The following is a 24,000-nucleotide window of genomic DNA, read 5'->3' on the forward strand; positions in this document are numbered from 1 at the left end:
CCGCTCGCATCCGGACGAGCGGGGCCGCCGCACCACGCCTCCGGTGACACAAGGAAATATCCGCTCTGTCGCGACTCCCGTGGCAATATTGACGGCGGACCGGACTGTGGCGAGTTGCCGATTGAGGGTATGGATGTCGACTGCTCACGGCATGGGTGACCTGGCGGAAACGCTCGGTGGTGATGCCGCCCACTCCGGGCCGACCGCGCTGCGTATTCTCGTGGGTGCGCAATTGCGACGGCTGCGCGAGTCCGCCGGGATCTCCCGGGAGGACGCCGGCTACGCCATCCGCAGCTCACACTCCAAGATCAGCCGCATGGAGGGCGGGCGCACGAGCTTCAAGCCGCGTGACGTCACCGACCTGCTCATCATGTACGGCGTCGCCGACGAGGTCGAGCGCGCGGCCCTGCTCGCCCTGGCCAAGCAGGCCAACGAGCCCAGCTGGTGGCACGACTATCGCGACGTGATCCCCGACTGGTTCGAGGCGTACCTGGGGCTGGAGCAGGACGCCTCGCTGATCCGCGTCCACGAGATGCAGTTCGTGCCCGGCCTGCTGCAGACCGAGGACTACGCCCGCGCGATCTTCACCATGGGCAACAAGGGCGAGTCCGAGGAGCGGATCGAGCGCCGGGTCGAGGTACGGATGCGCCGCCGGCTCATCCTCGAGCCGCCCACGCCGCGCAAGCTCTGGGTGGTGCTGGACGAGGCGGTGCTCCGGCACCAGGTCGGCAGCCCCGCGATCATGCGCGGCCAGCTCGAACACCTCGGCCGGATGGCCGCGCGGCCGCACATCACCGTGCAGGTGGTCCCGTTCAGCTGCGGCTGGGCCATGGGCGGCGTCGGCCCCGTCACCATCCTGCGCTTCCCGCAGTTCGAGCTGCACGACGTCGTCTACCTCGAGCAGCTGACCAACGCCCAGTACCTCACCAAGAGGGCGGACGTCCTGCCGTACCAGAGGCTGATGGACGAGCTCGGCGTGCACGCCTCGCCCCCGACCGCCACCCCGGCGCTCCTGCGCGAGATCATCGCCGAGCTCTGACCGTCACGGCTTGCGCGCGACCCCGCAGAACGCGTCGACCTCCGGCGGCAGCCCGAACACGTCGGACTCCACCTGCCAGCGGGAGACGGACACGATGCCCGGATCCACCAGCTCCAGCCCGTCGAAGAACCGCGCGATCTCCTCGGGGGTCCGCAGCCGGTACTCGTAGACCTCGCCCTTGTCGCGCAGCCGTTCGGCCTCCGCGGCGGCGTCGGGCTTGACGATGTTCGTGCCGTCCTCGAACACCAGGTAGCTGCCCGAGGGCAGCGCGCCGAGCAGGTGCTCGACCAGCCGGTACGCCTCGTCGTCGTCGAAGACCGTGCCCATCACGCCGAGGAGCATGAGCGCGGTCGGGCGGCTCAGGTCGAGTGTCTTGGAGGCGAACTCCAGGATGGTGCCGGGGTCGCGGACGTCGGCCTCGATGTAGTCGCAGGCGCCGCGGGGGTCGCTGGTGAGCAGGGCTTGCGCGTGCACCAGGACGAGAGGGTCGTTGTCCACGTACACCACCCGGCTGGTGGGATCCACCCGTTGTGCCACCTCGTGGGTGTGATCAACGGTCGGCAAGCCCGTACCGATGTCCAAGAACTGCCTGATACCTACCGTTCCGGCGAGATATCGAACGGCGCGTCCCAAGAAAACACGGGAATGGCGGGCGATGTCCTCCATGCCCGGATAGATGTCCCGGAGTTTCTCGGCCAGTTGGCGGTCGGCCGGATAGTTGTCCTTTCCACCCAGCCAAAAGTTCCAGACCCTGGCCTGATGCGGCTTGCTGGTGTCGATCCTGGAGAGGAGTGCGGGATCCAGGGGTGAATGATCTGTCACGAGAGCTTCACCTCATATGTCGCATCTGCGTTTTTTGCCTTTTCTACCAGGTCTTCATGAACCTGTGGGGGCGGGTGGCCGTACCTCGTTGCAGGACTATGCGAGGAGGACGGCCACGTGCGGCACCGGATCACGAGCGTAGGCGTCGGAGCGCTGCTGTCGCTGGGCCTGGTCACCGCCCCTGCCGGCGCGCACGGAGCATTGGAGAGCCCGCTCAGCCGGGCGGCGGCCTGCGGCGCCGACAGCCCGCTGAAGACGCGGCCGGCCGCCTGTCGCGCCGCCGTGGCGGCCGGGGGGAAGACGGCGACCGCGGAATGGGACAACCTGCGGGTGGCGAACGTCGCCGGCAGGGACCGCGAGACGATCCCGGACGGCAAGCTGTGCAGCGGCGGCATCCCGGAGTTCAAGGGGCTCGACCTCGCGCGCGCCGACTGGCCCGCGACCACGCTCAAGCCGGGGGTGCGCTTCACCTTCCGCTACCGCGGCACGATCCCGCACCAGGGCACGTTCCGGCTGTACGTCACGAAGAGGGGTTACGACCCGACCAAGCCGCTGAAGTGGGCCGACCTGGAACGCAAGCCCTTCCTCCAGGTCACCGACCCGAAGCTGACGGACGGCTCGTACGCGATCAGGGGCCGCCTGCCCACGGGCAGGACCGGTCGCCACCTGATCTACACGATCTGGCAGAACTCCGACACGCCGGACACCTATTACTCCTGCTCTGACGTCGTCTTCCGCAACACCGCCCCTGGTCCCGCCGCCGGCGCGGGCGCCCAGCCCGGGCCGGCGACCGCGTACCGGCTCACCGGGTACACCGGGATGCCGTGGCTGGTCACCGCCGCGGCGCTGTTCGCGATCGGCGCCGGGGCGATGGTCATCCTCCTGGCCCGGCCGCGCCGCCACCGCTGACCACCTCCTAGCCCGGCGTGGGGTCGGTCTCCTGGTCGAGGAGGGCGGAGCTGAGGCCGCAGACCGCGGTGACCAGGGTTTCGCCCAGCTCGCGCCACGACCGTTCGGCGGTGGCCGGATCGACCCGTCCGGTGGCCAGATCGCCCTCGAGCTCGGCGCACATGTGCACGATGAGCAGGCGGGTCATGGACGCGTGCCGCTCGAACAACTCGGGGTCGCGTTCCTGCCCGCGCGGGGGTCGCAGCTGCTCCAGGCGCTGGAACGAGGGCGTGCTCACGTTCGCCTCGGTCGTGAAGTCGCGCAGGGACGGCTCCACGACGGCCTGGGCGAGGAAGCGCCCGTACCAGGACGGGGTGCCCAGCTCGATGTGGTGCTCGATGCTCGGGGCGATGACGCAGGCGATCCGATCACGGCGCGTCACCTCGCCCGAGGACTCCAGCTCGGCCACCATCGGGGCCCGGAGCCGGTCGATCTCGGCCGCGTGGCGCGCGAGGATCGCCTGGATCAGCTCGTCGCGGGTGCTGAAGTGGTATTGGACGGCGGACTTGTTGCGCTGGCCCGCCGCCTCGCGGATCATCCTGATCGAGACGTTGGCGAACCCGTGCTCCGCGTAGAGCCGCTCCGCGGTGTGCATGAGCTTGTCGCGGGCGCGTAGCGAGCGGGGTGACGGCGTGGCGACCGCCGTGCTGACTTTCATGATCGATCCTTGAACTCGTCCTGCTGTGCCGTCCCCCGATCGATTATCGCCCTCGCCACGAGCACGGATGACGCCGGCGGCCCGCCGAGCGGTCCACCGGCGCCGTGCTCAGGAGGTCACCAGGTGACCCATACGTCCTGGAGCCCTCCCGACAGCCCTCCGGTGCGAAGGCGCAGGTCGTCCGGGGCGTCCCGCAACCGCAGGCCGGGCAGCCTGCGCGTCAGGGTGCCCAGCACGACCTGGAGCTCTAGCCTGGCCAGCGGCTGGCCGAGGCAGTAGTGCGGTCCCGCGCCGAAGGTGAGGTGCTGGTTGCTGTTCTGCCGCCGCGGGTCGAACCGCTCGGGGTCCGGGAACTTGGCCGGGTCGCGGTTGGCGGCGGGGACGTTGGGGATCAGCGTGCTGCCCGCGGGCACCGTGACCTCGCTGAGCTCGACGTCCTCGGTGAGGAACCGGGGCACCCCGCCGATGACCGACAGCGTGCTGTCCAGACGCAGCACCTCCTCGACGGTGCCCGGGATCAGGTCGGGGTCGTCGATCACGGCCTCGTAGCGCTCCCGGTCGGCGAGCAGCATCGCCACCATGATCGCGATCATGTTCGAGGTCGTCTCGTGGCCGGCCAGCAGCAGGCCGCGCACGGTGGAGATGAGCTCGTCCTGGCTGAGCCGGCCGTCCTCGGCGTCGGTGATCTGGGTCAGCTCGCTGAGCAGGTCGTCGCCCGGGTTCTCCCGGTTGCGGTCGACCAGGTCGGACACGTACGAGGTGAACTCCTGGTACGCCTGGTCGACCTCCTCCTGGGTGTTGCGCGTCAGCGTGAGCATGGTCCTGGACCAGTGCGCGAACTTGTCCTGGTCCTCGCTCGGCGCGCCGACCAGCGCGCAGATGACCCGCACCGGGAGCGGCAGGCCCAGCCCGGCCGACAGGTTGCCGGGTGAGCCCTTGGCCAGCATCGCGTCCAGCAGGTCGTCGGTCATCGACTGGACCTTGAGCCGCCACACCTCCATCTTCCGCGCCGTGAACCAGCGGCTGAGCAGGCGTCGCCACCGCATGTGGCCCTGCCCCTCCCTGATGTCCATGGTGCCTTCGTTGCGCCGGTTGAACAGCCCGCCGTCCTTGGTGGTGGACAGCCGGGCGGCGCCCTCCCTGGCGAGGTTGCGGCTGAAGCGCGGGTCCGCCATGACGGCGCGGGCATCGTCGTACCTGGTCACCAGGGTGGCCACGTCCCCGCTCGGCAGCCGTACGTGCGACACCGGGCACTTGTCCCGCAGCTCCGCCAGCTGTGGCGGCGGCTCCAGGGCGGTGGGGCGGTCGAACGGGAAATCGGGGATCGCGTCAGCGGTCATGTGGTCCTCCAGCTCGGAAGCCTGACCCTTCCGAATATAAGTCGGCCGCCTTATTAAGGCAATCGCCTTGAAAGTCGGCTCAGGCCGCGTTGGCGCGCTGGGCGGACTGGTAGACGGCCATTGCCTCGTTCCCGAAGAAGGGCCCGAACATGAACTGGGGGGCGAAGTCGTACTTGAAGCTGTTGACCGAGTTCAGCCAGCCCAGCCCGGTGGACTCGTTGAACCCCTGGAACCACGGTCCGCCGCTCGACCCGCCGGTCATGTTGCAGCGCAGGCCCTGGTCCCTGGTCTGGACGGTGTCGTTGAACGTGCGCCCGCTGCAGTAGATCAGCCGGGAGCCGTCGAAGGGCGCGGCCGCCGGATAGCCGAAGGAGAACATCTGCCGTCCCCTGGGCTGGTTGAACGCGATCCCCTGCCCGCCGACCACGTCGGTCAGCGTCTGCCCCTGCAGCGGCGCGACCACGGCGGCGGCGACGTCGAAGTTGATGTCCTCGTTGGCGTTCCACTGCTGCGTGGTGAGCAAGCTGGTGGCGACCCAGGTGCCGAACGGGCGCCGCCCGTTGTCGAACCCGGGCACGAACACCCAGTTGCGGTGCGCGGCCCCGTTCATCTTCACGCAGTGCCCGGCGGTCATCACGACGCTCTCATTGGCGCTGGTCACTGCCGAGCCCGAACAGGAGGCGTTGCCGCCCTCCGCGGTGGTGAAGAAGACGCGCCCGGTGGTGCGGACGATGGCGCCGCCGTCGGTCCACCGCAGGCCGGGGCTGTTGGGCACCACGGCCTGCAGTCGCTGGTTGACGGCCTGGGTGCCGGCGACCGACCAGGCCGCGCCCCGGGTGGCGGCGCCGCTGCCGGTCGACCAGGAAGAGCGCTGGACCGAGCCGTTCCGGCTGGCCCACGGGGAGCCCTCGGTCGGCCCGCTCGACTGGCCGCGGCGCGGCGGCGGGTCCCCCAGCGGCTGTGCCGCCAGCATGCGCTGTGGTGTCCAGTACTGCAGGACGCTCCTGCGTTCCGACCAGGAGTCCGCGCCGGACCAGCCGACGGGCCTGGGACCGAGGCCGCTCGGTGCGCTCGCCTGGGCGGCGCCCGCCGGGACCAGCGCGCCCGCGAGAGCGAGCGCGACGGCGGAGAGCAGGACGACTCTGCGATGCATTCGTACCTCCCGAAACCGGAATCTGCCGCATGGAGGTACGTACAGCGCTAAGTATCTTCCTCAAGGCATGCACATATTGATATAGCGCCATTGACGGACGAACTGCTGCCGATACCGGGAGTAACCGCCACCGCCGCCGCCATTTGCGGTGATGAGCTGCGCTGTTCACGCAGAGGCGTCAGACTGTTACCTGCGGCCATCGCCCTTCGGCGGTCCAGGTCATAGACGCCGGGAGGACCAAGCGATGGCCGCACCCAGGTCTCGCGCCGTCGCGACGGCGCGAGCGCACTGTGGTTGACGGCCTCCTCGGCGACCTGGCCGCCGTCGCCGAGGAGGTTCACCCGGAACTAGCGGCCCGTCTCGGTGGACCAGAGCGGGCGCTTGCCGTCGTAGATGACGACGTTGCCGTCGTCCTGCATCTCCAGCCGCGCGCCGGGGTTCTTGCCGGTCTTGGAGTCCCACAGCGGCGTCGTGCCCTTGTAGACGACCAGGTTGCCGTCCTTCTGCATCTCCAGCCGCGCGCCCGGGTTCCCGCCCGTCTTCGAGTCCCACAGGGCCTTGCCGGCCTTGTAGAGCACGAGGTTGCCGTCCTCCTGCATGGCGAACTGGTAGTCGCCGTTGCGGGAGCGTACGTACTGGTTGGGCTTGAGCCCGTAGCCGGGCTTGAGCACGCTGATCGTGGCGTGGCGGGTCCACAGCGGGGTCTTGCCGGCGTAGATGACCAGGTTCCCGTCGTCCTGGACGGCCAGGCGGGCGCCGGGGGTGTCGGTGTTCGAGGCCCACAGCGGGGTCTTGCCGCGGTAGACGACCAGGTTTCCGTCCTCCTGCATGGCGGCGAACGCGCCCGGGCTGTCGCCGGTCTGGCTGCTCCACAGCGGCGTGCTGCCCCGGTACAGGACCAGGTTGCCGTCGGTCTGCTGCTGCAGGACGTAGTCGCCGCCGGACGACCGTACGGAGTCACCCGCCTTGAGCAGCTGGCCCGGGCTCAACCACGTCGTACGCTCGACGCCCGCCGTGACGCTGTGGGCCGTGGCCGCCGACGCGGAGGGCGCGACCGAGCCCACGACCACCGCGCTCGCCAGCGCCAGGGCCCCGACGTATGCCGATATCTTTCGCATGTTGCTCCCCAGTGAGGTGATCAAGGAGAGCGACACTAATCAACGGCCGCCATGGGGCCGGCTCATTTCGAAAGGCCTGAAACTGTCGGCTCGCTACAGCAGATCCTCGTGGCGGACGGCCGCCTCCTGCCTGACCTCCGCCAGGAACGCCTCGACCGGACCCCGCCGCAGCGGGTCGGTGCTCTCGTCGACGAGGGTGCCCAGCGGGTGCACGCGGTGCACGTCCAGCAGCCAGCAGCCGTGGATGGCCTCCAGCAGGTTCTCCAGCAGGTCGAGGGCCGGGCGGGCCGGGTCGAGCGGGGTGATCGGCAGGTAGACGGCGTCGAAGTCGAGCCCGAGCTCGGGGTGGTCGGCGTGGGCCCGCTCGGCGAGCTCCTCGGCCGCGGTGATGCGGTATCTGGCCTCCGTGACGCCGCTGAGGTGACCCTCGGCGATGTGCAGCGCGTGGCGGATCATCGGCATGACGGCCTGCCGCGGGGACATGCCGGCGCCTATCGAGGTCACGATCTCGGTGAGGCTCTCCTGGACGAGCGGCCTGATGCCGTCGACCCGCGCCACGACCTGCGCCGGGTGCAGGCGGGCGCGGCGGGCGGTGGTGGAGGCCGCCGCGTAGAGCCAGTGCGCGGCGGCGATGGCGGCCGCGGCCGGATCCACGTGGGTGAACAGCTCCTCGGGGCCGAAGGGGTGCCGGTGCAGCAGGCCGTCGGCCTGGGCGACCTGGAGGGGGGAGGCGTCCTCGCGGCTGAGGACGACGGCCTGCTGGGCGCGGTCGGACAGGTCGCCGAGCTCGGCCTGCTCGATGGCGGCCAGCTCGTCGGTGACCTCGGTGATGATGCGGACCGTGAGCTGCGAGATGTCGAAGGCGCGCAGGGAACGGCCGACGCGATGGGCGCTGTCCTCGACCCGGGTGGTCGCCGTGGGGAACGGGCTGCCGATGGAAGGGCCCGGGCTGGTCAGCGCGGGGACGATGGCGGCGAAGGCGTCGCGTTCGCACTGCCGGTACCAGCCCAGGCTGTTGGGCCCGTGCCGCTCCGCGGTGCTGGCCGGATGGGTGTAGCAGCGCCAGCAGGCCTGCGACAGGTCGGTCAGGGACGTGGCCAGCCGCAGGGCGTCCCAGGGGGAGCGGGCCCTGGGCAGCTCGGCGACGGTGGTGGCGCTGTCGCCGATGCCGGTGCTCCATTGGGCGATGAGCATGTTGCGGCTGTGATCTATGGCGTACCGGGTCACGCGACCTCCTCGGCTGAAGGGGGCGGGGTGAGCGTGATGGCATGCCCAGGATGCTGTATTCGCTGGTGCCCCGGAGGGGATTCGCTCCGACTGCAGGTCGCTGATCTGCGCTTTTGCCGGGAAATGCGGCGTAACTCCTCTGTCGGAAGCCGAAGGCCGCCAGGCGGCAGGGCCGCGCGCATCGCGTTCGCCGCGCGCGGCCCTGGCGGCGTCAGGAGACGGACAGGTAGAACGCCGAGTCGCCCCGCACCCTGAAGCCGACCTGGCTGTAGACGGCGATGGTGTCCAGGCGGGTCTCGCCGCACGCCGACGACGGATTGAGCTCGACGGACAGCGAGCGCGGAGCGGAGTACTCGCCGATGGGCGTGACGTGGATCGCCGTCGCGCCGGTGAAGTCCACGCTCTCGTCGACGGACACGCAGTAGACGCCCCTGTACGGGTGCCAGACGTCGTTGACGTGGCTGCCGTCGATCAGGGAACCGTCCATGTCCACCTCGGCCGACGCCTGGGCGTACGGCGTGTCCGCGTGGGCGGCGACCGGCGTCAGGACGGCGGCGGCGGCGAGCACTCCTGCGGCAATGCGCCTGATGTTCTTCATTGGTTGTCCCTTCGGGCCAGATCAGGAGATGGAGAGGTCGAAACCGGAGTCGGCGAGCCGCGCCGTGTGGGGGTTGAAGACGTTGACCGTGACGGTGTTGTCCCGGTGGCAGGTCGCCGAGGGGTTCCTGAAGGCGATGTGCGGCAGTCGCAGCGCGTGGCGCGCGGTGATCTGGATGACCGCCTCGGTCACGTCGACGTCTTGGGCGACCTGCACGCAGTACTTGCCGGTGGCCGCCCGCCAGGTCGCGACGATGTTCTTGCCCAGGTTGAGCCTGCCGTCCGCGTCGACGACCGCCCCGGCCCGCGCGTACGGGGCCTTGAGTTCGTCGGCGAACACGGCAGGGCCGGTTGCCAGGACGAGACCGGTGGCGGTCAGAGCGAGCCCGCCCGCCAGGATACGACGGAGCATGAAGTCCCCCTCGGTTACAGACAGATGTATGCCACGACAGAAAGTAATTAGGGGAGGGGGATTGCGACGCGAGCCACCCCGGAAGGCGACGCTCAAGCTTTTTTGATCAACCGCAAGTGAACCCGTGGCTCATCGCAGGCGTCATGCCTCCTCCGGCGGCTGCGTTCGCGGCCGCCGGAGGAGTGCGGTTCAGGCCGGCATCAGGGTGCCCAGGCCCCTTGGACGGCGAAACGGACACTGGGGTCGAGGGTGATATCGAACATGATGCCGACTATCGCCCCGAGGATGGATCTCCACCAGGATGTGGCGCCGGGGATGTCCGGAACTTTGGGAGTCTGGTCCTAAGGGAGCGGGATCGCGGGCCCGTAACGTCGTGAACTGCGCCTTTGGGAAGGCTCTGACCTGTTTATCCGAAAAATACACATCTTGTGGCCTTCCGCCGAGACGGAAGAACGTCGGTGGGAAGGATTAGCGTGGGGCGGTATGTCCCGGGCGAGGGCCGGCGATCGGTCCCGATGCCATGGATGTCTCAGCGTTCGAGCGGAGGGAAGCGATCGTGGGGTCTCTCGCGGGCGGTGAGCTGCCCCCGGATGACGTCGTCGTCACGGCCCTGCGCGCCGGGGACGAGGCGATGTTCGCGGCGCTGCTCGACACCTGGTCCGGGGGCATGTTGCGGGTGGCCAGGTCCTACGTGTCCACCGACCACTCCGCGGAGGAGGTCGTCCAGGACACGTGGCTGGCGGTGATCGGCGGGATCGACGCGTTCGAGAGCCGCTCGTCGGTCAAGACGTGGGTCTACCGCATCCTGATCAACACCGCGAAGAAGCGCGGCGCCCGCGAGAGCCGGACGCTGCCGTGGAGCTCCTTCGAGCACGACGGCGTCTCGGTGGCGGACCAGGGCTTCGACGCGGTGCTGCCGGGTGGCTGGAAGGAGCTCCCCGCGACCTGGCCGACGCCGGAGAGCGAGGCGCTCGCCTCGGAGGTGCGCGGGCTGATCGCCGAGGGGCTGGCGAGGCTGCCTCCCCGGCAGCGGATCGTGATCACCTTGCGTGACGTGGAAGGGTGCACGTCCGAGGAGGTGTGCGAGATCCTGGAGATCTCCGAGGCCAACCAGCGGGTGCTGCTGCATCGCGCCCGCACGGCCGTGCGCGGCTGGCTCGCGGACTATTTCGAGTCCGTGAAGCAGCCGGAGTAGCCGGTGGGCTTCTCCTGGGCGGCGAAGCGGCGACAATAAGTGAAACGGTTCATATCCAGAGGCAAGGGCGGTCGACGTCGTGAAGCGGTTCACCTGCGACGAGCTGGCGGGACTCATCACCGCCTACCTTGAGGACGCCCTCGACCGGCCCGCCCGCGACGGCGTCCGGGCGCATCTGGCCTGCTGCGAGGGGTGCGAGCGCTACGTCGAGCAGTTCCGGGCGACCATCGACGCCCTCGGCGACCCGCCTCCGGAGAAGCTGCCCGCCGACATGCGCGACCGGCTCATGTCCGCCTTCCGCGAGCGGCGCCGGTTATGAGCCGGGGCTCGTACGGAAGCTCGCCCGCAGCGCGGCGAGCACCGGCGCCGGCATGACGTCGTCACGCAGGCAGCCGAGCGCCGCGATCGTCGCCAGGATCTGCGCCCGCCACTCCGAACACGCTGGGCAGGCGTCCAGATGGTCCGTGACCAGCCGCCGTCGCCCCGCCGGGAGCGCCGCCTCCAGATAGTCCGTGAGCAGCTCCAGCACGTCGTCGCACCCGAGGTCGTCCGCTGCCCGCTCCATGTGACCTAGTCCCGGTCACGTCCCATCCGTTACACGAAAATCCGCCTGTAACGTTCGCGCGCCTCGCGGGTCTGTAGACCTGTGCGCCACGCGAAGGGGACGACGATGATCGGGCTGACGTCCGAGAGCACGCCGCTGCGGGACGCCTCCGAGGTGGCGGATTTCGCGCGCCGCTGCTTCCAGCCGGCCGCGCAGGATCCGGACGCCGAGGAGCGGGTGGGCGTCGAGCTGGAGTTCCTGGTCTTCGACCGTGCGGCTGCGGCCGCGCAGGTCCCGATGGCCGAGGTCGAGCGGGCCGTCCCGGCGCTGCCGGGCGGCAGCCGGGTGACGTTCGAGCCGGGCGGGCAGCTCGAGCTCTCCGGTCCCGCGGCCCCGCTGCGGGACGCGCTCGACGGCCTGGCCGCCGACGTCTCCGCCGTGCGCGCCGCCCTGCGCCCGGCGGGGCTGGTGCTGGCCGGGGTGGGCCTCGACCCGGTGCGCCCGGCCCGCCGCCAGCTCCGCCTGCCCAGGTACGACGCCATGGCCGAGTTCCTCGGCGAGCCGTACGGGGCCCTGATGATGTGCTCGACCGCCTCCGTCCAGGTCAACCTGGACCTGGGGGAGCGGCCGCAGGCCCGCTGGGAGCGGGCGCACGCGCTCGGCCCCGTGCTGATGGCGGCCTTCGCCAACTCGCCGCTCAGCGGCGGCCGGCCGTGCGGCTGGATGTCGGGCCGCCAGGCCGTCTGGGACCGCCTCGACCGCACCCGGACCGCGCCCGTGCCCGATTCCGGCGACCCCGCCGCCGATTGGGCGGACTACCTGCTGGACGCCCGGCTCATGCTGGTGCGCGAGGACGGGGAGCGATGTCGCCCGGTCCGCGACGGCTCGACGTTCCGCGACTGGCTGAACGGCGCGGGCGAGCGCCGCCCCACCGCCGACGACCTGGCTTATCACGCCACGACGGTCTTCCCCCCGGTACGGCCCAGGGGCTGGCTGGAGATCCGTTACCTCGACGCCCAGCACCCGGCGGCCTGGCCGGTGTGCGTGGCCGTGACCCACGCCCTCGTCGCCGACGACCGGGCCGCCGACGCCGCGCTGGCCGCCGTGGAGCCGTACCTGGGGCCCGGCCGGATGCCGAGCCGGGAGTTGTGGCGGGACGCGGCTCGGTGCGGGCTGACCGAGCCGCGCCTGAGCCGGGCCGCCGAGGCGTGCTTCCGCGCCGCGCTGGAGGCGCTGCCCCGCCTCGGCGCGGACCCCGGCCTGGTCGGCGAGGTGGCCGCGTTCGCCGACCGGCACGTGACAACGGGCCGCTCACCGGCGGCCGACCTGATGGATCCGGTGCCGGGACGGCGCGTCCCGGCCTGGCTGAACGGGGAAGGACGGCAATGACCGACTCCAAGGAACGCATCGCGGCCGAGCTCCTCGCCGTGCGCGACCGGTCGCTCGCCTACACCGAGGCGGACGACGACCTGCTGGTGCGTCAGCACTCCCCGCTGATGTCGCCGCTGGTGTGGGACCTCGCGCACGTCGGCAACTACGAGGAGCTGTGGGTGCTGCGCGCGGCCGGCGGCATCGAGCCGATCCGTCCCGAGATCGACGACATCTACGACGCGTTCAAACATCCGCGCAAGGACCGCCCCACGCTGCCCCTCCTGAGCCCGGCCGAGGCCCGCCGCTACATCGAGGGCGTACGCGGGCGCGTGCTCGACGTCCTCGACGCGGTCGACCTGGAGGGGGCCGACCCGCTGCACCGCGACGGCTTCGTGTTCGGCCTGGTGATCCAGCACGAGCACCAGCACGACGAGACCATGCTCGCCACCCTGCAGCTGTCCGGGCAGCCCGGCCTGGTACGCGAGGGCGACCTGCCGCAGGGCCGGAGCGGCGGCCCCGAGGAGGTGTACGTGCCCGCGGGCTCCTTCATGATGGGCACCGCCACCCTCCCCTGGGCCTACGACAACGAACGCCCCGCCCACCAGGTGGACCTGCCCGCGTACTGGATCGACCGGCTCCCCGTCGGCAACCGCGCGTACGCGGCGTTCATCGAGGGGGGCGGCTACGACGACCCGCGCTGGTGGTCCGCCGAAGGCTGGCAGTGGCGGCAGCGCAGCGGGGTGGTCGCGCCCCTGTTCTGGGTCAAGGAAGGCGACGCCTGGTGGCGCAGGCGCTTCGGCCGCACCGAGCCGATCCCGATGGACGAGCCCGTCCAGCACGTGAGCTGGTACGAAGCCGACGCCTACGCCCGCTGGGCTGGCAAGCGGCTGCCCACCGAGGCCGAGTGGGAGAAGGCCTGCGGCTGGGACCCGGAGGCCCGCCGCGCCCGCCGCTACCCGTGGGGCGAGGAGGCCCCCGACCCGGCCAGGGCGAACCTCGGCCACCGCGCCGCCCACCCCGCGCCGCTGGGCGCCTACCCGGCCGGGGCCAGCGCGTACGGGGTCGAGCAGATGGTCGGAGACGTGTGGGAGTGGACCGGCTCCTGGTTCCAGCCCTACCCGGGCTTCCGCGCGTTCCCCTACAAGGAGTACAGCGAGGTGTTCTTCGGCCAGGAATACCGGGTGCTGCGCGGCGGCTCCTGGGCGGCGGACCCGGCGGCGGTCCGCACCACGTTCAGGAACTGGGACTACCCGATCAGGCGGCAGATCTTCACCGGGTTCCGCTGCGCGCGTTCGGAGCTGGTCTAGGTGTGCAGGCACGCGGCCTGGCTGGGCGAGCCCCGCCCGCTCACCTGGCTCATCCACGAACCCGAGCACGGCCTGTTCAAGCAGTCGTACGCGCCCCGGCACCAGCGCAACGGCATGATCAACGCCGACGGTTACGGCATGGGCTGGTACGACTCCACGCGCCCCGAGCCCGTGCGCTACCGCCGTACCGTGCCCATCTGGTCCGACGCCAACCTGCCCGCGCTCGCCCAGATCGCCCGCTCCACCTGCCTGCTCGCGGCCGTGCGCTCGGCCACCGCGGGCATGCCGATCGAGGAGAGCGCCACCGCGCCGTTCACCGACAAGGGGTGGCTGCTCAGCCACAACGGGCGCGTCGGCAAGGACGCGCTGCGCGACCTCGCCGACGACCTGGCCGGTCGCGCGGAGAGCGCGTGCGACGCCGCCTGGGTGGCGACCGCCGTGTTCCTGCGCGGGCGCGCCGGGCTGGGGCTGGGCGAGGCGCTGGCCGAAGTCGTCGTCCACGCCGGGAAGAAGGATCCCGGCGCCCGCCTCAACCTGCTCGCCTGCGACGGCGCCTCGATCGCCGCGACCGCCTGGGGCGACACGCTCTTCCACCATCGAAGCCACGACGGCGTGCGCGTGGCCAGCGAGCCGCTCGACGACCTGCCGGGCTGGCAGCCCGTTCCCGAGCGCAGCCTGCTGACCGTCACCCCCGACCGCGTTGCCGTGCAGCCGTTGTGATCTCACCATAGGAGGCCTCATGGCCGTCAGCCAGTCGTCCGTGCATGTGATCAACCATCTCGACCGTGACTACCTGCGGCAGGCCCTCGAACGTGACGTCAGGATGGGTCTGACATCCTCGCCGAAGTGGTTGCCGCCCAAGTGGTTCTACGACACCGCGGGCAGCGAGCTGTTCTCCCGCATCACCCGGCTGCCCGAGTACTACCCGACCCGGCGCGAGCTGGCGATCCTGCGGTCCCGGGCAGCGGACCTGGTCGCCGCCTCCCGCGCGGACACGCTGGTCGAGCTGGGGTCGGGCACCAGCGAGAAGACGGAGCTGCTGCTGGAGGCGCTTTCCGCGGCGGGCACGCTGCGCGCGTACACGCCGGTGGACGTGGACGCCGTCACGCTCGAAGCCGCGTCCCGCCGGGTCGCCGGGCGCTTCCCCGGGCTCGACGTGCGGGCGGTGTGCGCCGACTTCGAGCACCACCTGGGACTGCTGCCGCGTACCGGGCGGCGGATGGTGGCCTTCCTCGGCGGCACGATAGGCAACCTCGAACCCGCCGCCCGCCGGGTGTTCCTGAAGGAGGTGCGGGCCACGCTCCGGCGGGGGGACACGTTCCTGCTCGGGGCCGATCTGGTGAAGGACACCGAGCGGCTGGTGGCCGCCTACGACGACGCGTCCGGAGTGACGGCCGCCTTCAACCGCAACGTGCTCCACGTGATCAACCGGGAACTGCGGGCCGACTTCGAGCCGGAGGCGTTCGAGCACGTGGCGCTCTACGACGAGCGGCACGAATGGATCGAGATGCGGCTGCGGGCCGTCCGGGACCTGCGGGTGCGGGTCGCGGAGCTCGGGCTGGAGGTGGACTTCGCCGCGGGGGAGGAGATGCGTACCGAGATCAGCGCCAAGTTCCGGCCGGAGGGGCTGCGGGCCGAGCTGGCCGGGGCGGGCTTCCTCGTCCGCCGCGGTTACACCGACCCGGACGGTGACTTCACCCTGATCCTGGCGGAGGCATGATCCCCGGAACGGGGCAGGTGGCGCCGCCCGCCGGGGCCGGGTGGGCGGCGCAGGCCGGTGAGCTGTGGCGGGCGGCGCGCAGCGTCGTGCCGCCCGGGCATCTCGACGCGGCCGGTTGCAACGTGCCCAGCGACCGGGTGCTCGACGCGGTCGTGGCGCACCTGCGGCTGGAACGGGAACGCGGCGGCTACGCGGCCGTCCCCGACCTCACCCCGGCCAGATCGGCCCTGGCCGGGTTGGTCGGGGGCGGTCCTGCGGACGTGGCGTTCCTGGAGAGCGGGACGGCGGCGATGGCGGCCCTCCTGGGCGGGTGGCGGCTCCCGCCGGGCAGCCGCGTCGGCCACGCGCGCACCGAGTACGGCGGCACGCTGATGCTGCTGCACCGCCTGGCCGCCCAGCGCGGCTGGCAGCCGGTCGAGCTGCCGGTGGACGGCGACGCCCGCCTCGACCTCGAAGGGCTGCGGGCCCTGCTGGCTGCCGGGCTCGACCTGGTGATCGTCTCCCACGTGGCCTCCCATCGCGGCGTCGTGCAGCCCGCCGAGGAGATCGGGGCGCTGTGCCGTGGGGCGGGGGTGCCGTTCGTGCTCGACGTCTGCCAGTCACTCGGGCATGTCGAGGTACGCGGGGCGGGTGCGAGCGCGTACGTGGGGACCTCGCGCAAGTGGCTGGCCGGGCCGCGCGGCGTCGGCTTCCTGATCGTCCCCGGGCTCACGCCGGCCATGGACGCCGCGGTCCCCACCCTGGGTGGCCACCTGTGGACTTCTGACGGCCCGCTGCCCGGGGTGGCGTCCCAGTGCGACGGCCCGGTGCCGTTGCCCGGGGTGGTGCGGTTCGAGAGCTCGGAGGCGGCGGTCGCGGCGCGGGCCGGGCTCGGGGCGGCCGTGCTGGAGTATCACGAGCTCGGGCCGTTCGCGGTCCAGGCGCACCTGGCCGACCTCGGCCGTACGGCGCGCGGCGTGCTCGACGGGGCCGGCGGGTGGCGCGTGGTCGAGCCGCTCGACGAGCCGTCCGCCCTGGTCACGCTCCGGCCGCCGCCGGGAGACAGCGCGCAGAGCGCCGCCGTCCGGGCCGCCGAGGCGTCGCTGCTGGTCAACGTCGTACCGACCGCCCGCGCGCCGCTGGACCTGCGCGAACCCGTGCTCCGCGTCTCCCCGCCGCCCGGCACGCCCGTGGAGACCCTGCACGCCCTGGCCCGCGTCCTCGCCCGCTGACGCCACGACCCGCTGACGCCACGCCCGCTGACACCGCGCCCACCGCGCCCGCTGACACCGCGCCCACCGCACCCGCTGAAAGCGCGCCCGCCGCGCCGGGCTGAGGGCGGCCCGTCACGCAGGGTTGAGGCCGGCCCGTCACGCCGGTCAGATGGCGGCTCGCCCCCGATCAGATGGTGCTCAGGACCGAGAACCAGACGACCTTGCCGCCGTCCGCCGCGGTCACTCCCCAGTCGTCGGCGATCGCCGAGACGATCTGCAACCCTCGTCCCGAGAGCGCGTCCGCGTCGGGCGAGCACGGGCGGGGCTCGCCGTCGCCCGGATCGAAGACCTCCCCGTACAACCGGTCCGTACGATCCTCCAGGCGTAACGCGTACGCCGATCCGCCGTACCGGACGGCGTTGGTCACCAGTTCGCTGACGATGAGCACGCAGTCGTCGATCAGCCTTTCCAGGCCCCAGCCGGTCAGTTCGGTCCGGACCAGGGAGCGCGCCTCGCAGACACCGGCCGGCACCGACGGCAGCAGGTACGCGACCGCGCGAGTCGGAGCGGCGGACAAGGAGCTGGGGCGGGGGGACATACGCATCACGTCTCTCAGATTGGGAGCGCTCCCAACTCCACGATAAGCTCTCGCCCTCACTTATGCGAATGCGATTTCGTTACGATTCCGGGCTCGGAGAGACGCGTCAGGGGATGTGGGCGACGGCGCCGTAGTTGCCCGACGCGCTCGGCTCGTCGGCGCAGGCGAGGTCACGCCCGCCGGGGTGCCACTCCGGCACCCACACCAGCCCGGGCTCCATCAGGTCGAGGCCGTCGAGCAGGGCCGCGACCTCCTCCCGCGAGCGGATCGCGAGGCGGGGCAGCGTCATGGCGACCATGTCGCGGATGGCGGGCAGCAGCTCCGGCGGGACGGCGTCGAACGTGGTGTGCAGCAGGCCGAGGAAGCTGCCCTTGGGCGCCGCGTGCTGGAGCCGCTTGACGACGTAGTGGGCGTACTCGTCGTCGTCGAGGCTGTGCGACGACAGCAGGAGCACGGCCAGGGGTCGCTCCCAGTCGATGAACGTCTGGACCACGTGGTCCTGGAGCATCTCGTCGATCTCCCGCACGTCGCCGTCCACCACGCGGACCAGGTCCGTGAAGGGCTCGATGGTGGCCTGGGCGGTGGCCACCACCATCGGGTTGTTCTCGACGTACACGACGCGTACGGCGGACCCGGGCGAGGCGCGGCGGGCTATGTCGTGTAACCGGTTCCCGGCCGAGAGGCCGCTGGGGACGCCACTGCCCACGATCATGAACTGGTCCACGCCTTCGGCCGCCAGGTGGGTCACCACCCGGGACAGGAATTGTAGAACGGCGCGGGCCGCGGTCGTGAGGGCAGGTGTAACTTGATCAAAATGGCGCACCACGTCTTTGTCCGCCAGGAAGTTGTCCTTCCCACCTGCGGCAGCGTCGAATATCCGAGTGATTCTGGCTTGCGTCGTGTCGAGCCTGGCCAGGTTTCGGACAGCACGTCGGTGCATGAGCGTTGTCCCCTTTCCCCTCGCCGCTGACCTTTTTGCGGTAAGCGATCTTTGGACTTCACTCGATGACTCTGACCATATGTTCCAACAATTCCAGTCAATGACAATACGATAGACCGGTTATTTCGGGAAATGTTTGTGACCAGATTCTCCGTGACACGTCCGGTGTAATAGATCGTCCGCGAGTCATCCCTGGTCAGCGGCACTGTCAAGCCGCGCGGGGTACCCGGCGGGCGGCGCGGAAAGTCGCCAGGGCTCGTGGACGTACGGGGTTGCCACGGCGGCGAGTTCGGGCACATAGCGCTGCACATAGTGGCCCTCGGGGTCGTGGCGCTTGGCCTGACGTAGGGGATTGAAGGTGCGATTGGGACGGGTGTCGTTCCCTGTGCCCGCGACCCATTGCCAGTTGCCCGAATTGTCGGCCACATCGCCGTCGAGCAAGTGCTCGAAGAAGTGCCGTACGCCGTCGCGCCAGTCGAGGCCGAGATGTCTGACCAGATATGCGGCCGTGATCAAGCGGGCCCGATTGTGCATCCAGCCCTCGGCGAGCAGCTGCCGCATCCCGGCGTCCACGATGGGCAGCCCGGTCATCCCGGCCTGCCACGCCTGCAGCGCGTCCTGGTCGTGCCGCCAGCGCCGTTCGGGGTGGCGGTAGTTCTCGCGGGCGATGCGCGGGAACGCGTACGTCACCTGGTGGTGGAAGTCCCGCCAGCAGAGCTGGCGGACGAAGGCCTCGCTGCGCTCGGCGCGGCAGGCCAGCTCCAGCGGCGACAGGCAGCCGAAGCGGAGGTAGGGGCTGAGCCGCGAGGTGCGGTCGCCCGCCAGGTCGTCGTGCCCGTCGGCGTAGCCGTCCAGCCCCTGGCGCAGCCAGCGGTCGGCGCGCTCGCGGGCCGCCGGCTCGCCGCCGGGCATCGGTCCGGGCGCCTGGGGCCGGGGCAGCCGCCCGGCGGCCAGGGCCGAGGGCGTCCGCACCGTGCGCGGCGGCGGCAGGACCGGGCGGCGGGGGTGGCGGGTCCACGCGCGCCAGTAGGGGGTGAAGACCCGGTAGTGGTCGCCGCCGCCCGAGGGCCGCAGCGCGTCCGGAGGCACGACGGTGACGCCGGGGAAACGCAGGTACTCGATCCGCTCCCGGGCGAAGCGCTCCTCGCGCCGCCTGGCGAGCGAGCTGACGTCCGCGCCGGCGCAGATCGTCGTGGCGTCCACCTCGGCGGCCAGCTTCATCGTCTCGTGGACGACGTCGCCCTGCCGTACGACCAGGTCGCCGTCGCGGACGCGGAGCGCGGCCCGCAGCTCGGCCAGGCACTCCAGGAGGAAACCGTGCCGGTTCCCCTCCGGTACGGCCGGGTCCAGCACGAACAGCGGCACCACCCGCTCGGCCCGCTCGCAGGCGGCGACGAGGGCGGGGTGGTCGTGGACGCGCAGGTCCCTGTTGAACAGCACGATCGCCGTGGCCATGGGGACAGTGTGAGCCGGACGCCGTTCGCCGGGCTCGCGGGAGCGCCGGGGGGACCCTGCCAGGAGCTCCAGGTGGGCTGCTACGCCGCGCGCAGGCGGATCAGGCGGATGCCATACATCACCAGCCAGACCACCCAGATCAGCCAGCCCGCGAGGCCGATGAGCCCGAGCTGGCCCTCCGCCTTCACGACCGGGAAGGCCAGGCAGGCCGAGGTGAACTGGAGCACCGCCGCCGCGAACCCCAGCATGCCCTCCCAGGGGCGCAGCAGCTTCGCGCGCAGGCCCGCCACGGACAGCCCGACGAGCGCGATGGCCAGGAACGTGCCGTTGAGCGTGAACACCGCGTCGTGCCACGCCCACAGGCCCGGCGTCGCGGCGGGGTCGGCCGGGGCCGTTCTGGCCAGTGCGAGGCGGGCCGCCATGATCCCGGCGAAGGTGACGTTCTGCAGGATGAGGCCGGCGAAGCCGACCAGGGACCACGCCTCGCCCCGCTCCCGTTCGGACGTCCACAGCGCGGAGACCGCGCCCGCGCCGAACACGGTGGCCAGCACCCAGGCGACAGGGCCGAACGCGGATCCGAGGCCGACGACGTGGCCGTTCGCGCCGAAGAACGCGTTGACCTCGTCGAGCCCGGCGCCCGTGAGCGGCAGGCCGGCCGGGGCCATGATCAGGTTGGCGGTCACGATCGAGGTGGCGAAGCCGATGGCGGCGATGCCGCCGATCCGGGAGAAGCGCATCCGCTGGGTCCTTTCGCTAGTTATATTCAATATAAGTACCGTAAAGCCTTAGGGTGCAAGTCATGGAGGCAGAGGTGGGGCCGCGCCGTTACGACTCGCTGCGCCGTACGACGCAGGCGCTGGAGACGCGGGCCGAGATCGCCCGAGCCGCGCGCCGGCTCTTCGTCGAGCGCGGCTGGGCGGCGACGACCGTTCGTGACGTGGCCCGCGAGGCGGGGGTCTCCGTGCCGACGGTCTACTCGGTGTACGGCAACAAGACCGGCCTGACCCGGGCCCTGGCCGACGCCGCGGACCTGTCGGCCGACCCGTCCCAGCAGCTCGCGGAGCTGGAGGCCCCCGGGACGGATCCCGCGCGGCAACTGGCCGCGATGGCCGGCTTCGACCGTCGCCTGTACGAGCGCGCCGGTGACGTCATCACCCTGCTGCGCGAGGCCGGCCGCGTCGAGCCCGAGCTGGCGACGGTCTACCGCGACGGCCGCAGGCGGGCCGACGAGACCCGCACGGCGGTGTTCTCCTCCTGGCCCGCCGGCGCGCTCCGCCCGGGCCTGGACGTGCCGGCGGCCGTGGACGTCTATGCGGGCATGTGCAGCATCGACGTCTACGCCACGCTCACCGCCGAGCGCGGCTGGTCACCCGAGCGGGTCGAGCGCTGGTGGAGCGAGGCGCTGGCCCGCGAGCTGCTGAGCTGACCGAAAGCGGCTGTCTCGTGATCGGCCTGCCAGCCGGCCAGGCGGCGCCTGTCATCCACCGGTGGCCACGTGAAGGGGCTCGCGGGTGGCGGCGGCGCGGTCGCGCCACCAGCGCAGGCCCGCGGCGTCGGCCTGCTGTTCGAGGGCGGTGAGGTGGGCGCTCGCGCAGCGGGTTCGCGACCGCCTCGGTCTCCAGGTCCGTGATCACCGCCTGGGCCCGGCCCAGCTCCAGCAGCACGTTCGCGCGCCGTTCGAGCGCGACCAGCCGCAGCTCGCGCAGCCGGCTCACCTCGGTGACGGCCCACGGCTCCTCGGCGAACTCCCCGTACGGCGTGCCGCGCCACAGCCCGAGCGCCTCGTCCAGGCAGGCCAGCGCCTCCACCGGTGGCCGCAGCTCCGCCCGGCGCAGGTTCGACACGTACGAGTGCAGCGTCGGCAGAGCGCTGGGCGGCGGCGCTCCGGCGTACAGGTCGTCGATCAGGGCGTCGGAGGAGACCACCGTTCCCCGCGCGACCAGCAGCCGCGCCAGCACCGCCCGCGGGCGTGCCCCACCCAGCGCGACGGCCCGCCCGTCGCCGGCACGGACCTCCAAGGGCCCCAGAACTCGGAATTCCACCGGCCAAGTGTGATCAAGCCGACTTGGAGAACACCGCAGCTCAGCTTGGAACCGATGGGGGCCACTTAGTCCGATCAGAAGGCGAAAGATGCTCGATCATCCGCGATTACCCCCTCCTCTATCGGCGTAACTCGGGTTACATTCACGGTGATTTGCCCTCTCTTATCCCCCGAGTAGACCGAAGGGAGAGGCAATGCGAGTGAGAACCGTGATCGCGGCCGTGTCTGCGGCGGCGATCCTCCTGCCCGCCGCCGCCCACGCCTCCGGGAGCGCCGGGAGCGCCGGGAGCGCCGCGAGCGCCCCGGCCCCGCCTCCCGACAGTGACTTCCAGAAGGTGACGCTCAACGACAATCCCGGCGAGCCGATGGACCTGGCGGTGTTACCGGATTCGAGGGTGCTGCACACCACCCGGGGCGGCGAGGTCTGGTTGAACGACCCGAAGACCGGCCTGAACACGCTGGCCGCCCGGCTCGACGTCTACCGGCACGACGAGGAGGGGCTGCAGAGCATCGCCCTCGGCCCCGGCTTCGGCACCGGCTCCAAGAAGGACGACTGGGTCTACCTCTACTACTCACCACCGCTCGACACCCCGATCGACGACCCCGCGACGCCGGACGTCAACGAGGGCGACGCCCCGGTCACCGGCACGCCCGCGGACTTCGCGCCCTTCAAGGGGCTGATCCGGCTGTCCCGGTTCCGCTTCACCGGCTCCACCATCGACCTGCGTACCGAGCAGCGCGTCCTCGACGTGCCCGTGGACCGCGGCATCTGCTGCCACGTCGGCGGGGACATCGTCTTCGACGCCGCCGGCAACCTCTACCTGTCGACCGGCGACGACACGAACCCGTTCTCCTCCGGCGGCTACACCCCGCTCGACGAGCGGGCGGACCGGAACCCGGCGTTCGACGCCCAGCGCAGCGCCGGCAACACCAACGACCTGCGCGGCAAGATCCTGCGCGTCAAGGTCCGCCCGGACGGCTCCTACTCGATCCCGCGCGGCAACCTCTTCCCGCCGGGGACCGCGGGCACCCGGCCGGAGATCTACGCGATGGGCCTGCGCAACCCGTTCCGCATCGAGGTCAACCGGACCAACGGTGACCTCTACGTCGCCGACTACTCGCCCGACGCGGGGGAGGCCGATCCCCAGCGGGGTCCGGCGGGGAACGGCAAGTGGACGAAGATCCGCAAGGCGGGCAACTACGGCTGGCCGTACTGCGCGACGGCGCGGCTCCCGTACGTCGACTACGACTTCGCGACCGGCGCGTCCGGCAACGCGTTCGCCTGCGCCGCACCCGTCAACGAGTCGCCGCACAACACCGGCCTGCGCCGGCTGCCGCCGGTGGTCCAGCCGGACGTGTGGTACTCGTACGGGCCGTCGCAGGAGTTCCCGCAGCTGGGCACGGGCGGCATCGGCCCGATGGCCGGGCCCGCGTACGCCTACGACCCGCGCGCCGCGCAGGGCCGGACCAGCGTGGCCTGGCCCAGGTACTACGACGGCGTCCCGCTCTTCTACGAGTGGACCCGCGACTACGTCAAGGCGTTCCACCGTGACGGGCGGATCGAGGACGTGCTGCCGTCGCTCGTGTTCGACAACCCGATGGACATGGAGTTCGGCCCCGACGGCGCGCTCTACGTGCTGGAGTACGGCGACGGCTACTTCCAGGAGAACCCGGACGCCCAGCTCTCACGCTTCGACTACATCGGCAACACCGGCAACCACACCCCCGTCCCGGCCGCCGCCGCGTCGGTGACCGCCGGCCACGCGCCGCTCACCGTCAACTTCACCAGCGCCGGTACGACCGACGCCGACGGGGACCGGATCCGCTACGCCTGGGACTTCGACGCCGACGGCCGGGTCGACTCCCGCAGCCCGCAGGCGACGTACACGTACCGGCAGAACGGCCTCTACAACGCCACGCTGCGCGTCAGCGACGAGGCCGGCAGGTCGGCGGCGACGTCGGTGCGGATCGTGGTCGGCAACGCCGCGCCGGTCGTCGAGCTGGTCCGGCCCGCCGACGGGCAGACGTTCAGGTTCGGCGACGCCGTCGAGTTCGAGGTGCGGGTCACCGACGACCAGCCGGTGAACTGCGCCAACGTGACCGTGGACTACATCCTCGGCCATGACGAGCACGGCCACCCGCAGACCACGGCCCGCGGCTGCACGGGCTCCATCCAGACCACCGTGCCGAGCGGGCACGATCCGGAGAACGACCACCTCACCGGCGTCTTCGTCGCGACCTACACCGACCCCGGCGGCGCGGACCTGCCCTCGCTGACCGGCAGCGACGAGGTCATCCTCCAGCCCACACGTTAGGAGAACC

At 71.3% G+C, this 24,000-nt stretch carries 25 protein-coding genes; 11 read left to right on the forward strand and 14 right to left on the reverse strand.

Going from position 1 to position 24,000, the window contains the following annotated elements; genetic code table 11:
- The first annotated feature begins 133 nt into the window (after positions 1–133).
- Positions 134–1,039: a helix-turn-helix domain-containing protein gene (locus tag ACWDX9_RS21955; RefSeq protein WP_449956791.1), complete on the forward strand. Its 906-nt coding sequence runs from the start codon at positions 134–136 to the stop codon at positions 1,037–1,039.
- Between the two features lie 3 nt (positions 1,040–1,042).
- Here ACWDX9_RS21955 and ACWDX9_RS21960 read toward each other — a convergent pair whose 3' ends face one another.
- Positions 1,043–1,861 (reverse strand): SAM-dependent methyltransferase, encoded by an 819-nt coding sequence (locus ACWDX9_RS21960; protein WP_449956794.1) that lies wholly within the window; start codon positions 1,859–1,861, stop codon positions 1,043–1,045.
- Between the two features lie 117 nt (positions 1,862–1,978).
- Here ACWDX9_RS21960 and ACWDX9_RS21965 point away from each other — a divergent pair, with 117 nt between their 5' ends.
- The gene (locus ACWDX9_RS21965) at positions 1,979–2,770 is read left to right on the forward strand and encodes a lytic polysaccharide monooxygenase auxiliary activity family 9 protein (RefSeq protein ID WP_449956797.1); all 792 of its coding nucleotides are present in this window, start codon (positions 1,979–1,981) and stop codon (positions 2,768–2,770) included.
- Positions 2,771–2,777: 7 nt separating this feature from the next.
- On the opposite strand, the gene ACWDX9_RS21970 is transcribed toward ACWDX9_RS21965, so the two are convergent.
- From ACWDX9_RS21970 to ACWDX9_RS22000, 7 genes are all read right to left on the reverse strand, one after another.
- Positions 2,778–3,467 carry a TetR/AcrR family transcriptional regulator gene (locus tag ACWDX9_RS21970; protein WP_449956799.1) on the reverse strand — a complete coding sequence of 230 codons (690 nt, stop codon included), beginning with the start codon at positions 3,465–3,467 and terminating at the stop codon, positions 2,778–2,780.
- A gap of 116 nt (positions 3,468–3,583) precedes the next feature.
- The gene (locus ACWDX9_RS21975; protein WP_449956802.1) at positions 3,584–4,807 is read right to left on the reverse strand and encodes a cytochrome P450; all 1,224 of its coding nucleotides are present in this window, start codon (positions 4,805–4,807) and stop codon (positions 3,584–3,586) included.
- Between the two features lie 79 nt (positions 4,808–4,886).
- Positions 4,887–5,960, reverse strand: coding sequence for a trypsin-like serine peptidase (locus tag ACWDX9_RS21980; RefSeq protein WP_449956805.1), 1,074 nt, complete (start codon positions 5,958–5,960; stop codon positions 4,887–4,889).
- A 347-nt stretch (positions 5,961–6,307) separates the two neighbouring features.
- Positions 6,308–7,078, reverse strand: coding sequence for a hypothetical protein (locus ACWDX9_RS21985; RefSeq protein WP_449956808.1), 771 nt, complete (start codon positions 7,076–7,078; stop codon positions 6,308–6,310).
- A 93-nt stretch (positions 7,079–7,171) separates the two neighbouring features.
- Positions 7,172–8,305, reverse strand: a complete 1,134-nt coding sequence (locus ACWDX9_RS21990; protein ID WP_355193912.1) for a hypothetical protein — start codon at positions 8,303–8,305, stop codon at positions 7,172–7,174.
- A gap of 211 nt (positions 8,306–8,516) precedes the next feature.
- A complete protein-coding gene (locus ACWDX9_RS21995; RefSeq protein WP_449956811.1) occupies positions 8,517–8,903 on the reverse strand; it encodes a hypothetical protein in 387 nt (128 codons plus the stop codon).
- Positions 8,904–8,924: 21 nt separating this feature from the next.
- A complete protein-coding gene (locus tag ACWDX9_RS22000) occupies positions 8,925–9,314 on the reverse strand; it encodes a hypothetical protein (RefSeq protein ID WP_449956814.1) in 390 nt (129 codons plus the stop codon).
- 556 nt (positions 9,315–9,870) lie between these two features.
- Between ACWDX9_RS22000 and ACWDX9_RS22005 the strand changes: the two genes are divergently transcribed.
- Together ACWDX9_RS22005 and ACWDX9_RS22010 are read left to right on the forward strand one after the other, a co-directional pair.
- Entirely contained in the window at positions 9,871–10,509 is a 639-nt protein-coding gene (locus ACWDX9_RS22005) for an RNA polymerase sigma factor (protein ID WP_350723388.1), read from the forward strand.
- Positions 10,510–10,588: 79 nt separating this feature from the next.
- Positions 10,589–10,828, forward strand: a complete 240-nt coding sequence (locus tag ACWDX9_RS22010; protein ID WP_185069160.1) for an anti-sigma factor family protein — start codon at positions 10,589–10,591, stop codon at positions 10,826–10,828.
- On the opposite strand, the gene ACWDX9_RS22015 is transcribed toward ACWDX9_RS22010, so the two are convergent.
- On the reverse strand, positions 10,823–11,074 hold the full coding sequence (locus ACWDX9_RS22015) for an anti-sigma factor family protein (RefSeq protein WP_449956817.1): 252 nt from the start codon (positions 11,072–11,074) through the stop codon (positions 10,823–10,825). The two genes, ACWDX9_RS22010 and ACWDX9_RS22015, sit on opposite strands and share 6 nt — an antisense overlap.
- A gap of 105 nt (positions 11,075–11,179) precedes the next feature.
- Here ACWDX9_RS22015 and egtA point away from each other — a divergent pair, with 105 nt between their 5' ends.
- The 5 genes from egtA to egtE are packed head-to-tail and all read left to right on the forward strand — an operon-like array spanning position 11,180 to position 16,662.
- Positions 11,180–12,442, forward strand: coding sequence for an ergothioneine biosynthesis glutamate--cysteine ligase EgtA (gene egtA / locus ACWDX9_RS22020; RefSeq protein ID WP_449956820.1), 1,263 nt, complete (start codon positions 11,180–11,182; stop codon positions 12,440–12,442).
- Complete coding sequence (gene egtB, locus ACWDX9_RS22025) at positions 12,439–13,731, forward strand: ergothioneine biosynthesis protein EgtB (RefSeq protein ID WP_449956822.1); 1,293 nt, start codon at positions 12,439–12,441, stop codon at positions 13,729–13,731. Before egtA ends, egtB begins: the two co-directional genes overlap by 4 nt.
- On the forward strand, positions 13,732–14,451 hold the full coding sequence (gene egtC / locus ACWDX9_RS22030; protein ID WP_449956825.1) for an ergothioneine biosynthesis protein EgtC: 720 nt from the start codon (positions 13,732–13,734) through the stop codon (positions 14,449–14,451).
- 19 nt (positions 14,452–14,470) lie between these two features.
- Positions 14,471–15,451, forward strand: a complete 981-nt coding sequence (gene egtD / locus ACWDX9_RS22035; protein WP_449956827.1) for an L-histidine N(alpha)-methyltransferase — start codon at positions 14,471–14,473, stop codon at positions 15,449–15,451.
- Positions 15,448–16,662, forward strand: coding sequence for an ergothioneine biosynthesis PLP-dependent enzyme EgtE (egtE, locus tag ACWDX9_RS22040; RefSeq protein WP_449956830.1), 1,215 nt, complete (start codon positions 15,448–15,450; stop codon positions 16,660–16,662). Before egtD ends, egtE begins: the two co-directional genes overlap by 4 nt.
- Positions 16,663–16,831: 169 nt before the next feature.
- Here egtE and ACWDX9_RS22045 read toward each other — a convergent pair whose 3' ends face one another.
- From ACWDX9_RS22045 to ACWDX9_RS22060, 4 genes are all read right to left on the reverse strand, one after another.
- Positions 16,832–17,248: an ATP-binding protein gene (locus ACWDX9_RS22045; protein ID WP_449956863.1), complete on the reverse strand. Its 417-nt coding sequence runs from the start codon at positions 17,246–17,248 to the stop codon at positions 16,832–16,834.
- Between the two features lie 100 nt (positions 17,249–17,348).
- On the reverse strand, positions 17,349–18,182 hold the full coding sequence (locus tag ACWDX9_RS22050; protein WP_449956832.1) for an SAM-dependent methyltransferase: 834 nt from the start codon (positions 18,180–18,182) through the stop codon (positions 17,349–17,351).
- 186 nt (positions 18,183–18,368) lie between these two features.
- Positions 18,369–19,637, reverse strand: a complete 1,269-nt coding sequence (locus ACWDX9_RS22055; protein WP_449956835.1) for a cryptochrome/photolyase family protein — start codon at positions 19,635–19,637, stop codon at positions 18,369–18,371.
- 80 nt (positions 19,638–19,717) lie between these two features.
- Positions 19,718–20,374, reverse strand: coding sequence for a hypothetical protein (locus tag ACWDX9_RS22060; RefSeq protein WP_449956838.1), 657 nt, complete (start codon positions 20,372–20,374; stop codon positions 19,718–19,720).
- Between the two features lie 62 nt (positions 20,375–20,436).
- Here ACWDX9_RS22060 and ACWDX9_RS22065 point away from each other — a divergent pair, with 62 nt between their 5' ends.
- Entirely contained in the window at positions 20,437–21,063 is a 627-nt protein-coding gene (locus ACWDX9_RS22065; protein ID WP_449956841.1) for a TetR/AcrR family transcriptional regulator, read from the forward strand.
- Here ACWDX9_RS22065 and ACWDX9_RS22070 read toward each other — a convergent pair.
- Complete coding sequence (locus ACWDX9_RS22070; protein WP_449956844.1) at positions 20,984–21,679, reverse strand: AfsR/SARP family transcriptional regulator; 696 nt, start codon at positions 21,677–21,679, stop codon at positions 20,984–20,986. The two genes, ACWDX9_RS22065 and ACWDX9_RS22070, sit on opposite strands and share 80 nt — an antisense overlap.
- Positions 21,680–21,872: 193 nt before the next feature.
- Here ACWDX9_RS22070 and ACWDX9_RS22075 point away from each other — a divergent pair, with 193 nt between their 5' ends.
- On the forward strand, positions 21,873–23,993 hold the full coding sequence (locus tag ACWDX9_RS22075; RefSeq protein WP_449956847.1) for a PQQ-dependent sugar dehydrogenase: 2,121 nt from the start codon (positions 21,873–21,875) through the stop codon (positions 23,991–23,993).
- Positions 23,994–24,000 lie beyond the last annotated feature (7 nt).

The organism is Nonomuraea sp. NPDC003201, from assembly GCF_053590415.1.

Excerpts from the sequence above, each read along its gene's own strand:
- ACWDX9_RS21995 (WP_449956811.1), bottom strand. The coding sequence starts at position 8,903 with ATGAAGAACATCAGGCGCATTGCCGCAGGAGTGCTCGCCGCCGCCGCC.
- ACWDX9_RS21955 (WP_449956791.1), top strand. The coding sequence starts at position 134 with ATGTCGACTGCTCACGGCATGGGTGACCTGGCGGAAACGCTCGGTGGT.
- egtD (WP_449956827.1), top strand. The coding sequence starts at position 14,471 with ATGGCCGTCAGCCAGTCGTCCGTGCATGTGATCAACCATCTCGACCGT.
- ACWDX9_RS22000 (WP_449956814.1), bottom strand. The coding sequence starts at position 9,314 with ATGCTCCGTCGTATCCTGGCGGGCGGGCTCGCTCTGACCGCCACCGGT.
- ACWDX9_RS21985 (WP_449956808.1), bottom strand. The coding sequence starts at position 7,078 with ATGCGAAAGATATCGGCATACGTCGGGGCCCTGGCGCTGGCGAGCGCG.
- egtA (WP_449956820.1), top strand. The coding sequence starts at position 11,180 with ATGATCGGGCTGACGTCCGAGAGCACGCCGCTGCGGGACGCCTCCGAG.
- ACWDX9_RS22050 (WP_449956832.1), bottom strand. The coding sequence starts at position 18,182 with ATGCACCGACGTGCTGTCCGAAACCTGGCCAGGCTCGACACGACGCAA.
- egtB (WP_449956822.1), top strand. The coding sequence starts at position 12,439 with ATGACCGACTCCAAGGAACGCATCGCGGCCGAGCTCCTCGCCGTGCGC.
- ACWDX9_RS22065 (WP_449956841.1), top strand. The coding sequence starts at position 20,437 with ATGGAGGCAGAGGTGGGGCCGCGCCGTTACGACTCGCTGCGCCGTACG.
- ACWDX9_RS21970 (WP_449956799.1), bottom strand. The coding sequence starts at position 3,467 with ATGAAAGTCAGCACGGCGGTCGCCACGCCGTCACCCCGCTCGCTACGC.
- ACWDX9_RS22045 (WP_449956863.1), bottom strand. The coding sequence starts at position 17,248 with ATGCGTATGTCCCCCCGCCCCAGCTCCTTGTCCGCCGCTCCGACTCGC.
- ACWDX9_RS21975 (WP_449956802.1), bottom strand. The coding sequence starts at position 4,807 with ATGACCGCTGACGCGATCCCCGATTTCCCGTTCGACCGCCCCACCGCC.
- egtE (WP_449956830.1), top strand. The coding sequence starts at position 15,448 with ATGATCCCCGGAACGGGGCAGGTGGCGCCGCCCGCCGGGGCCGGGTGG.
- ACWDX9_RS22060 (WP_449956838.1), bottom strand. The coding sequence starts at position 20,374 with ATGCGCTTCTCCCGGATCGGCGGCATCGCCGCCATCGGCTTCGCCACC.
- ACWDX9_RS21980 (WP_449956805.1), bottom strand. The coding sequence starts at position 5,960 with ATGCATCGCAGAGTCGTCCTGCTCTCCGCCGTCGCGCTCGCTCTCGCG.
- ACWDX9_RS22055 (WP_449956835.1), bottom strand. The coding sequence starts at position 19,637 with ATGGCCACGGCGATCGTGCTGTTCAACAGGGACCTGCGCGTCCACGAC.
- ACWDX9_RS22015 (WP_449956817.1), bottom strand. The coding sequence starts at position 11,074 with ATGGAGCGGGCAGCGGACGACCTCGGGTGCGACGACGTGCTGGAGCTG.
- ACWDX9_RS22075 (WP_449956847.1), top strand. The coding sequence starts at position 21,873 with ATGCGAGTGAGAACCGTGATCGCGGCCGTGTCTGCGGCGGCGATCCTC.